Below are 9,439 nucleotides of genomic sequence, written 5' to 3'. Positions count from 1 at the left end.
AGGGGCTCCGTCTCATCGAGGCGGAGCCCTTTTTTGCGGGATTGAGTTCCCCGGCAGTGGGATTCCATTCCCCGGCAACTCAATCCCGCGGCGATATGGGTACTATTGAGACTGTTGGCTGTGAGGCTAGGGGGGTTGCATGTTCTGTCCTCAGTGTGGAAAGAAGCTTGCCGGTACCGAGAAGTTCTGCCCCAACTGTGGCTTTGACCTCTCGGTGCCTGTTAGGGATACTGCTACCCCCCAGTCGGCTTCCGTCGAACCGGCGCCACAGGCGGGCACTGCGCAATCGGCGCCCTCGCAGGCCACCAAAGCCGTTACGCCAGCCGAGCTTGTCGCGCTTACGGCTGCTCTCCTCGTGGGCATCGCGGCATTCCTGCCCTTTCTCGTTATCTCTGGATCAAGCTACGACTACTCCGTGGCCCTGACTGACGCTCCCGACGGGGCGGTTCTCGTCCTTCTAGCCATTGTCACCGCTGTGCTACCCATGCTGCGTCGCCGTACGGCCGCGCTCGTGCTCTCGTCGATCACCACGGCCTTCTCGCTCTTCGAGATTTGCTCTGTGGGCCTTATGCTCCTCGGTTCGACGTCCGCCGCGTACTACGTCAGCCTGGGGGCCGGCTTCTGCCTGCTGATCCTGGGCATTGTGATGGGCGTGTTTTCGGTTGTCCTTCTCGCCCGCGAGATTGTTCATGACAAGCGCGAGCACCAGAGCGTCATGGGTTCGTTCATCCCTGCCAACGGAAGCACTTCTCGGCAGCAGTAAGACGTCGAGAAGCACAAGCGCGTACCCATGGATACGCCCGACGGCGCGGAATGTGAATCCCCAGCTCTTGGGGCCAAAAAAATCTGCGAAGACATTGTGAATACCCAGCTCTGCGTGTAAACTAGACAGGCTGCACAAAGGGGAGAGGTGTGTCTCGCCCCCATGTGCTGCTTCTACAGGACGTGGTCCGCTGGGGAGGGCAGAGGAGCTGCCCAATCGTCCCATGACCACCGAGGGTAAGGAATGAGCATGGTCAGCACGATCCTTGGCCGCAAGCTCGGAATGACGCAGGTGTGGGATGAGGACGACAACGTCGTCCCCGTCACCGTCATCCAGGCTGGCCCCTGCACCGTCTCGCAGGTGAAGACGAAGGCGACCGACGGCTACGACGCCGTCCAGATCGGCTTCGGAGACATCAAGTCCAAGCACGTCAACAAGCCCATGGCTGGTCACTTTGCCGCCCACGGCGTCGAGCCCATGCGCTACCTGCGCGAGGTTCGCGTCGAGAATGGCGAGGAGCACCACACCGGCGACGTCGTGACTGTCGCCGACTTCGCCGGTGTCAAGTCCGTCGATGTCATCGGCACCTCCAAGGGCAAGGGCTTCCAGGGCACCGTCAAGCGCTGGAACTTCTCCCGCGGCCCCATGACCCACGGCTGCCGCAACCAGCGTAAGCCTGGCTCCATTGGCCAGTGCGCCTACCCCGCCCGCGTCCGCAAGGGCCTGCACATGTACGGCCACATGGGCGACGAGCGCGTCACCGTCAAGAACCTCAAGCTCGTCCGCGTCGATGCCGAGCAGAACCTCATGCTCATCAAGGGCGCCGTGCCCGGCGGCAAGAACGCCCTGGTCCAGGTCCGCATGGCCTAGGGGCCCACGCGAGTAGGCACACACTTAGGCTAACAAGGAGGACTCATGTCCAAGTACGACATCAAGAACGTCGAGGGGCAGGCGGCCGGCCAGGCCGACCTCTCCGACGACGTCTTCGGCATCGAGCCGAACATCCCGGTCATCCATCAGGTTGTGGTCTGCCAGGACGCCTGCCTGCGCCAGGGCACCCACTCCACCAAGAACCGTCACGAGGTCTCCGGTGGCGGCCGCAAGCCTTGGCGCCAGAAGGGCACCGGTCGTGCCCGCCAGGGCTCCATCCGCGCTGCCCAGTGGACCGGCGGCGGCGTTGTCTTTGGCCCCACCCCGCGCGATCACTCCAAGCGCATCAACAAGAAGATGGTCAAGCTCGCCATGAGGTCCGTGCTCTCCGGCAAGGTCGCCGACTCCGAGCTCGTCCTCGTTGACGCCCTCTCCTTCGAGAAGCCCTCGACCAAGCAGGCCAAGGCCGTTCTCGACGCCCTCGGTATCTCGGGCAAGCGCGTCACCGTGGTCATCCCCGACGACGACGTCAACAGCTACCTCTCCTTCCGCAACCTGGAGAAGGTCAACTGCATCGCCGTCTCCGAGGCCAACACCCGCAACCTCATCGACAACGGTGCTCTCGTCATGACCACCGCCATCGCGAAGCAGCTCGAGGAGGTGCTTGCATAATGCAGTCCGTCTACGACGTCATCATCCGCCCCGTGGTCTCCGAGCGTTCTTACGACCTCATGGAGCAGGGCAAGTACACCTTCGAGGTTGCCAAGAAGGCCCCCAAGGAGGAGATCGCCGAGGCCGTTGAGAAGCTCTTCAACGTCCACGTGGTCAAGGTCAACACCATCAACGTGCGCGGCAAGGCCAAGCGCGTTCGCTACCAGGTTGGTATGACCCGCAGCTGGAAGAAGGCCATCGTGACGCTCGCCCCCGGTGAGCAGATCGAGATCTTCGCTACCCAGCAGCAGGCCGACGCCGAGTAGCAATCCTGCCCGGCCCCTTCGGGGGTCCGGGCTCTCATGCCGCGCATGATGGATACGCGCGGTACCGTGGTAATCCGGTGTCACCCCGCCAATCCCTGAGCAGGGTGGCCAACGGAAATAGAAGGGAAAGAAGTAATGGCAGTTAAGCACCTCAAGCCTACGAGCGCGGGTAGGCGCTTCCAGACGGTCTCGGACTTCTCCGAGATTACCGCCTCCAAGCCCGAGAAGTCGCTCATTGAGCCGCTGCGCAAGAAGGGTGGCCGCAACAACAACGGCCGCGTCACCGTCCGTCACCAGGGCGGCGGAAACAAGCGCATGTATCGTCGCATCGACTTCAAGCGTCTGAAGGACGACGTGCCGGCCAAGGTCGCAACCATCGAGTACGACCCCAACCGCTCCGCTCGCATCGCGCTTCTCCACTACGTCGATGGCGCCAAGGCCTACATCCTCGCCCCGGAGGGCCTCAAGGTCGGCGACACCGTCATCTCCGGCAAGACCGGCGTGGACATCAAGCCCGGCAACTGCATGCCGCTCTCCGAGATCCCCGTTGGTACGCTTGTCCACAACGTGGAGTTCCAGCCCGGCAAGGGCGCGGCCATGGCCCGTTCCGCCGGCACCTCTGTCCAGCTCATGGGTAAGGACAACGGCTACGCAATCCTGCGTCTCCCGTCCTCCGAGCTGCGCCGCGTGCTCCTCACTTGCCGCGCCACCATCGGCGAGGTTGGCAACGCCGAGCACTCCAACATCGTAATCGGCAAGGCCGGTCGTCACCGCTGGGCAGGCGTCCGTCCCACCGTCCGTGGTACGGTCATGAACCCTGTCGACCACCCGCACGGCGGCGGCGAGGGCAAGAACCACACCTCTGGCCGTCCTTCCGTGACGCCCTGGGGCAAGCCTACCAAGGGTTACAAGACGCGCGACCCGAAGAAGGCCTCCAACAGGCTCATCATCCGTCGTCGTAAGTCCAAGTAGCAGTACACGAGTAGTAGGAGAAAGAAAGCATGAGCAGAAGTCTCAAGAAGGGTCCGTTCGTGGAGACTCGCCTCCTCGCGCGTGTCACCGCTATGAACGAGGCTGGCAAGAAGGACGTCATCAAGACCTGGTCCCGCTCCTCCACCATCTACCCGGAGATGGTCGGCCACACGATTGCGGTTCACGATGGTCGCAAGCACGTTCCCGTGTACATCACCGAGTCCATGGTCGGTCACAAGCTGGGCGAGTTCGCTCCCACCCGCACCTTCCGTGGCCACAAGGCTAACTAGGGGGTAAGCTCGAATGGCTAACACCGATTCCAACGAGGTCAGGGCCGTCGCACGCTACGTGCGCATTGCCCCGCGCAAGGCTCGCGCCGTCGTGGACCTCATCCGCAACAAGCCCGTTGACAAGGCTCTCGAGATCCTGCAGTTCACCAAGCGTGCGGCTGCCTATGACGTCTCGAAGGTCCTGCGTTCCGCCATCGCAAACGCCGAGAACAACAACGGCCTTCGCGGTGATGACCTGTACGTGAAGTACTGCTACGTCGACGAGGGCCCCACGCTCAAGCGCATCCGTCCTCGCGCCAAGGGCTCCGCGTCGCGCATCAACAAGCGCACGAGCCACATCACCGTCATCGTCGCTCCTCGAAAGGAGGCGTAGGGAAAGCATGGGTCAGAAGGTTCAGCCTACCGGCTTCCGTCTCGGCATCACCGAGGACTGGCGTTCCCGTTGGTACGCCGATAAGAACTACGCCGAGAAGCTCGGCAACGATCTCGAGATCCGCAAGTTCCTCGAGAAGCGCCTTGAGAAGGCCGCCCTTTCCCGCGTTGACATCGAGCGCGCTGGCGACAAGGTGAAGGTCACCCTCTACACCGCCCGCCCGGGCATCGTCATTGGCAAGAAGGGCGCCGAGATCGACGTCCTGCGTGCCGAGCTCGAGAAGGTTGCCAAGGTCGGCAAGGGCCAGGTTGCCGTTGATGTCATCGAGGTCAAGCGCCCCGAGCTCGACGCCAACCTCGTTGCGCAGTCCATCGCTGAGCAGCTCGAGCAGCGCGTTGCCTTCCGTCGTGCCATGCGCAAGGCGGTTCAGTCCGCCCGTAAGGCTGGCGCTAAGGGCATCCGCATCCAGTGCTCCGGCCGTCTGAACGGCGCCGAGATGGGTCGCCGCGAGTGGTACCGCGAGGGTCGCGTGCCTCTGCACACCCTGCGTGCCGTCATCGACTATGGCACCGCCACTGCCCGCACCACCATGGGTGCCTGCGGCATCAAGGTTTGGATCTATCAGGGCGAGAAGCTGCCTGGTCAGCCCAAGCCCACGCCGGCTCTCGAGGGCTCTTCTCGTCCCCGTCGCGCCCGCAATGAGAGGAGGAGCCGTTAATGCTCGCACCTAAGCGCGTTCTTCACCGCAAGGTCCAGCGCGGTTCCATGAAGGGCCACGCCAAGGGCAACACCAAGCTCTACTTCGGCGATTACGGCCTGAGGGCCGAGGAGGCTCACTGGATCACCAACCGCCAGATCGAGGCTGCTCGTGTCGCCATCACTCGTGAGATGAAGCGTGGCGGCAAGATCTGGATCACCATCTTCCCGGATAAGCCCATCACCAAGAAGCCGGCTGAGACCCGCATGGGTTCCGGCAAGGGCAACCCCGAGGAGTGGGTGGCCGTCGTGAAGCCGGGCCGCATCATGTTCGAGATCGCCGGCGTCGATGAGGCCACCGCCAAGGAGGCCCTGCGTCTCGCCCAGCACAAGCTGCCCATCAAGACCAAGATCGTCACCCGCGCCGACCAGGACGGGGAGGAATAGTCACCATGAAGTACAAGGACATCCAGGCCCTCTCGGACGAGGAGCTGGCCAAGAAGCTGGACGACAGCAGAGCCGAGCTCTTCAACCTCCGTTTTCAGATGGCCACCAGCCAGCTGGACAACACCGCTCGCGTCAAGCTCGTGAAGCGCGACATCGCTCGCGTCCAGACCGAGATTCGCGCCCGTCAGATCGCCGCGGAGAAGTCCGCTGCACAGAAGTAGCAGGAGAGAGATAAGACATGGCAGAGACCGAAAGCAGGAACGCGCGTAAGGTTCGCACCGGAACCGTCGTCTCGCTCTCCGGCGACAAGACCGTGACGGTGAAGATCAGCTACCGTAAGCACCACCCCAAGTACGGCAAGATGATGACTATCTCCAAGAAGCTTCACTGCCACGACCAGAACAACGAGTGTGGTCTGGGCGACACGGTGAAGGTCATGGAGACCCGCCCGCTGTCCAAGACCAAGCGTTGGCGCGTCGTCGAGATTGTCGAGAAGGCCAAGTAAGTAGCGAACACCCAGGATTCCCCATGTGCGTCGCTCGCGTGGACGCACCTCTGGTGGGATATAGGTTCGGAGGAACATCACATGATTCAGATGGAGACCATGCTCAACGTCGCTGACAACAGCGGCGCCAGGCGCGTCAAGTGCGTCAAGGTCCTCGGTGGCTCCAAGCGCCGCTACGCTGGCCTCGGTGACGTCATCATCGGCGCGGTCCAGGAGGCAACTCCCGGTTCCGGCGTCAAGAAGGGCGACATCGTGCGCTGCGTTATCGTACGCACCAAGAAGGAGGCCCGCCGTAAGGACGGCAGCTACATCCGTTTCGACCAGAATGCGTGCGTCCTGGTCGACAAGGAGGGCGAGCCCAAGGGCACGCGTATCTTCGGGCCCGTCGCCCGCGAGCTGCGCGATCGCAAGTACATGAAGATCGTCTCGCTCGCACCCGAGACGCTGTAAGGAGGCCTGGACACATGCCTAAGATGAACGTGAGGAAGGGCGACAAGGTCGAGGTCATCACCGGCAAGGATAAGGGCAAGCAGGGCGAGGTTCTGCGTGCCATGCCGAAGGATTCCAAGGTCATTGTCGATGGTGCTGCCATTGTGAAGCGCCACACCAAGCCTAACGCGATGAACCAGCAGGGCGGCATCATCGAGAAGCCTGCCCCAATCCACGTCTCCAACGTAATGCTCGTTTGCCCCGTCTGCGGCAAGCGCACGCGTGTTGGCCACGACGTCGACGACAACGGCCGTAGGGTTCGCGTCTGCAAGAAGTGCGGCGCCAAGTTCTAAACCGTTGTGGGGAACATGCACGACTATCGAACCCGACTGTCGCTGCTGCGGCGGTCGGGTTCGTGCTATGTCGCGCGCGTAAGATGTGAGGGAGGGGCTATGCCACAGGTCAACAAGGTGCTGGTGAAGATACCCGTGACAATTGAGGAGGCCGATGAACTGAGGACTGCGGCCCCCGGGGCGTCCTTTGACTTTGCGGCTCCCGTTGGCGATACGAGCCACCTTCCCAAGACGCCTAGGCTTGATATACGCGAAGATCGCGTGGCCCAGGCAGATGTCATTCTCGGCAACGTTGCTCCAGCCCTCATTGCTGCGTCGCCACGACTCCAGTGGATCCAGCTTGGCTCTGCAGGCTACGAGCCCTATCTGGCACCGGGTGTGCTTGCACCTTCGACCATTGTGACCAATGGCACCGGTGCCTACGGACCCGCCGTGGCCGAGCACTCGTTTGCCATGCTTCTCTCGCTCATGAAGCGTCTGCCTGCCTACCAGGTTGATCAGTGCGCACACGTCTGGTCGGATGAGGGCATGGTCTCCACTTTGAATGGTGCGCACGTGCTGGTCCTGGGCGCAGGGGACATTGGCCTCTGTTTCGCGCGTCTCTGCACTGCCGTGGGTGCCTCGTGCGTGGGCGTGAGGCGACATCTCCAGAGCATGCCTACACCCGAGTATGAGCAGGCCTTCTCCCGAGTGACAACCATGGATGAGCTGATTCACTTGCTGCCCAAGGCCGATGTGGTAGCCAGCTTCCTACCCAGCTCTGAGGAGACTCAAGGACTTGTAGATGATGCTTTTCTCGGCAGGATGAAGACCGGTGCGTACCTGGTGAATGCAGGGCGAGGTGACCTCATAGGCCAGGATGCGTTGCGTCGTGCCCTGGAGGATGGCAGGCTTGCGGGCGCGGCACTGGACGTGACTACGCCCGAGCCGCTTCCGGCCGATGACCCCCTGTGGGATGCGCCTAACCTTCTCATCACGCCACACGTGGCGGGATTCTGGCATCTGCACGCCACGCTTGAGCGCGTGGTGGCCCTGGCGACCGAGAACCTTAGGCGCTACGTTAGGGGAGAACAGCTCAAGAACATCGTTCGTGGTTGACGCGGCACCTGTATTACCATGAGAAGAGCCTAGGGGGACCCGCGCCGCGCGCGTAGCGCCGCGGGATGACGGGCGAGCGACGCTCGACCAACCGAAAGGAGCGCCATGTACGGATACGGGTACGGCTACAACGACTATGGTTTTGGCAGTCCTAGAATGGGGCTGGAGGCAGCTGGCGGAATCTTCGCGACGCTGCTGGTCATTGGGTTCATTGCGGCCATTGTGCTTGCGGTGATTGTGTACCGCACATACGCTAGCGACGGCAACGACCAGCCGTTCAGCATAAAAGATAAGAGCACATGGGGTCCGTTCCTGCGTTTTGACAAGCTTGTCATCGACAAGATCCTACGAGCGCTCTACATCTTCTGCGCCATCTTCACTGCCTTCTTCTTCCTGGCGCTGGTTCTCGCCAGCATTGCAGATGGCATCGTGGCGTTCCTGATAACGCTCATCATGTGCGCCATTCTCTGCCTTATTGTCGAGCTCCTCGAGCGCGTCTCTTTCGAGTCGATCATGCTGAGCGTCATCATTGCCCGCAACACCAACGACATTAAGGGCATGCTGGACAACAGTCCCGCCTCGCAGCTGCCACCTGCTGGGACTGCGCCGGAGTCGCCTGTCCCGCCGGCGCCCGCCGCGCCTGCCCAGCCAATGCCGGAGCCGGCCACACCCACTGCCCAGCCAACGCCGGAGACGGTTGTCGCACCTGCCGCCGGACACTTCTGCCCTGAGTGCGGAGCGCCCGTCCAGCCCGGCTCTCACTTCTGCCCGGAGTGCGGCAAGAAGCTCGACTAGCATCGTGCGGAGCTTTTCAGACCACGCTGTGCCAGGGATCAACGAGCGTTGAGGCCCCTTCCCGTGGGAGCGGGGAGGGGCCTTCTCGTGTTGATACTGAGGAGAATTTCCCAGCGCCAAAACAAGCAAACATGAGGGCTGGCAGAAAATCGCCGGAAACACTATGATTTGACCTTGCGTCGCTAGGCAGGGACTATGCTGTCTCGCGGTGCAGCCACTGGCTCCTGGGAGTGCCACCCCAGGGGGTGCGAGAAAGAAACCCCGCACGTAAACCACCAAGATTTAAGGAGTGAACATGGCAGAAGAGAAGTACGTGCCCCGCCTCAAGCAGAAGTACTACGACGAGGTCCGCGACGAGCTGCAGAAGCAGTTCAACTACGGCAACGTCATGCAGATCCCTCGCTTCGAGAAGATCGTCGTGAACATGGGCGTTGGCGAGGCCGCAACCGATTCCAAGGCAATCGACGGCGCCATCTCGGACCTGCGCGCCATCACCGGCCAGCAGCCGCTCGTCACGCACGCCCGCAAGTCCATCGCAACCTTCCACCTGCGCGCCGGTCAGGCAATCGGTGCCAAGGTCACCCTTCGCGGCGACCGCATGTGGGAGTTCCTCGACCGTCTGATCGCTGTTGCTATCCCGCGCATCCGCGACTTCCGTGGTCTCTCGCCCAAGAGCTTCGACGGCCGTGGCAACTACTCCATGGGTGTCACCGAGCAGCTGATCTTCCCTGAGATTGACTTCGACAAGATCGACCGTACGCGCGGCATGGACATCACCATCGTGACCACCGCTCCCACCGACGAGGAGGGCAAGGCGCTTCTCGACGCCTTCCACTTCCCGTTCAAGGCGGAGTAGGCCAACCATTGCAAT

At 62.2% G+C, this 9,439-nt stretch carries 16 protein-coding genes; all 16 read left to right on the top strand.

Features of this window, described 5'->3' with window-relative positions:
* The first annotated feature begins 139 nt into the window (after positions 1-139).
* The 16 genes from BMX94_RS06870 to rplE all read left to right on the top strand — a co-directional run bounded on the left by BMX94_RS06870 (position 140) and on the right by rplE (position 9,424).
* On the top strand, positions 140-763 hold the full coding sequence (locus BMX94_RS06870) for a zinc-ribbon domain-containing protein (RefSeq protein WP_091005073.1): 624 nt from the start codon (positions 140-142) through the stop codon (positions 761-763).
* Positions 764-1,012: 249 nt separating this feature from the next.
* Positions 1,013-1,633, top strand: coding sequence for a 50S ribosomal protein L3 (gene rplC, locus BMX94_RS06865; protein ID WP_091005274.1), 621 nt, complete (start codon positions 1,013-1,015; stop codon positions 1,631-1,633).
* Positions 1,634-1,678: 45 nt separating this feature from the next.
* The gene (rplD, locus tag BMX94_RS06860) at positions 1,679-2,305 is read left to right on the top strand and encodes a 50S ribosomal protein L4 (protein ID WP_091005071.1); all 627 of its coding nucleotides are present in this window, start codon (positions 1,679-1,681) and stop codon (positions 2,303-2,305) included.
* Complete coding sequence (gene rplW / locus BMX94_RS06855) at positions 2,305-2,610, top strand: 50S ribosomal protein L23 (protein ID WP_091005070.1); 306 nt, start codon at positions 2,305-2,307, stop codon at positions 2,608-2,610. Before rplD ends, rplW begins: the two co-directional genes overlap by 1 nt.
* Before the next feature lie 135 nt (positions 2,611-2,745).
* The gene (gene rplB / locus BMX94_RS06850; protein ID WP_091005068.1) at positions 2,746-3,582 is read left to right on the top strand and encodes a 50S ribosomal protein L2; all 837 of its coding nucleotides are present in this window, start codon (positions 2,746-2,748) and stop codon (positions 3,580-3,582) included.
* Between the two features lie 29 nt (positions 3,583-3,611).
* Complete coding sequence (gene rpsS / locus BMX94_RS06845; RefSeq protein WP_032110536.1) at positions 3,612-3,872, top strand: 30S ribosomal protein S19; 261 nt, start codon at positions 3,612-3,614, stop codon at positions 3,870-3,872.
* 13 nt (positions 3,873-3,885) lie between these two features.
* Positions 3,886-4,245, top strand: coding sequence for a 50S ribosomal protein L22 (rplV, locus tag BMX94_RS06840; protein ID WP_091005067.1), 360 nt, complete (start codon positions 3,886-3,888; stop codon positions 4,243-4,245).
* Positions 4,246-4,252: 7 nt separating this feature from the next.
* The gene (gene rpsC, locus BMX94_RS06835) at positions 4,253-4,963 is read left to right on the top strand and encodes a 30S ribosomal protein S3 (protein WP_091005065.1); all 711 of its coding nucleotides are present in this window, start codon (positions 4,253-4,255) and stop codon (positions 4,961-4,963) included.
* Positions 4,963-5,388, top strand: a complete 426-nt coding sequence (gene rplP / locus BMX94_RS06830) for a 50S ribosomal protein L16 (RefSeq protein WP_032110533.1) — start codon at positions 4,963-4,965, stop codon at positions 5,386-5,388. The genes rpsC and rplP overlap by 1 nt, the downstream gene beginning before the upstream one ends.
* A 5-nt stretch (positions 5,389-5,393) precedes the next feature.
* The gene (rpmC, locus tag BMX94_RS06825; protein WP_032110532.1) at positions 5,394-5,609 is read left to right on the top strand and encodes a 50S ribosomal protein L29; all 216 of its coding nucleotides are present in this window, start codon (positions 5,394-5,396) and stop codon (positions 5,607-5,609) included.
* A 17-nt stretch (positions 5,610-5,626) separates the two neighbouring features.
* A complete protein-coding gene (rpsQ, locus tag BMX94_RS06820) occupies positions 5,627-5,893 on the top strand; it encodes a 30S ribosomal protein S17 (RefSeq protein ID WP_091005063.1) in 267 nt (88 codons plus the stop codon).
* 81 nt (positions 5,894-5,974) lie between these two features.
* A complete protein-coding gene (gene rplN, locus BMX94_RS06815) occupies positions 5,975-6,343 on the top strand; it encodes a 50S ribosomal protein L14 (RefSeq protein WP_032110530.1) in 369 nt (122 codons plus the stop codon).
* A 14-nt stretch (positions 6,344-6,357) separates the two neighbouring features.
* The gene (gene rplX, locus BMX94_RS06810; protein ID WP_032110529.1) at positions 6,358-6,675 is read left to right on the top strand and encodes a 50S ribosomal protein L24; all 318 of its coding nucleotides are present in this window, start codon (positions 6,358-6,360) and stop codon (positions 6,673-6,675) included.
* 99 nt (positions 6,676-6,774) lie between these two features.
* On the top strand, positions 6,775-7,773 hold the full coding sequence (locus tag BMX94_RS06805; RefSeq protein ID WP_177171366.1) for a D-2-hydroxyacid dehydrogenase: 999 nt from the start codon (positions 6,775-6,777) through the stop codon (positions 7,771-7,773).
* A gap of 105 nt (positions 7,774-7,878) precedes the next feature.
* Positions 7,879-8,568 carry a zinc-ribbon domain-containing protein gene (locus tag BMX94_RS10760; RefSeq protein WP_091005272.1) on the top strand — a complete coding sequence of 230 codons (690 nt, stop codon included), beginning with the start codon at positions 7,879-7,881 and terminating at the stop codon, positions 8,566-8,568.
* A 295-nt stretch (positions 8,569-8,863) separates the two neighbouring features.
* On the top strand, positions 8,864-9,424 hold the full coding sequence (rplE, locus tag BMX94_RS06795) for a 50S ribosomal protein L5 (RefSeq protein WP_059052932.1): 561 nt from the start codon (positions 8,864-8,866) through the stop codon (positions 9,422-9,424).
* Positions 9,425-9,439 lie beyond the last annotated feature (15 nt).

Origin of the sequence: Olsenella sp. KH3B4, assembly GCA_900111695.1 — a bacterium.
Classification (GTDB): Bacteria; Actinomycetota; Coriobacteriia; order Coriobacteriales; family Atopobiaceae; genus Tractidigestivibacter.
This window is presented reverse-complemented; position numbering and strand designations above follow the sequence as displayed.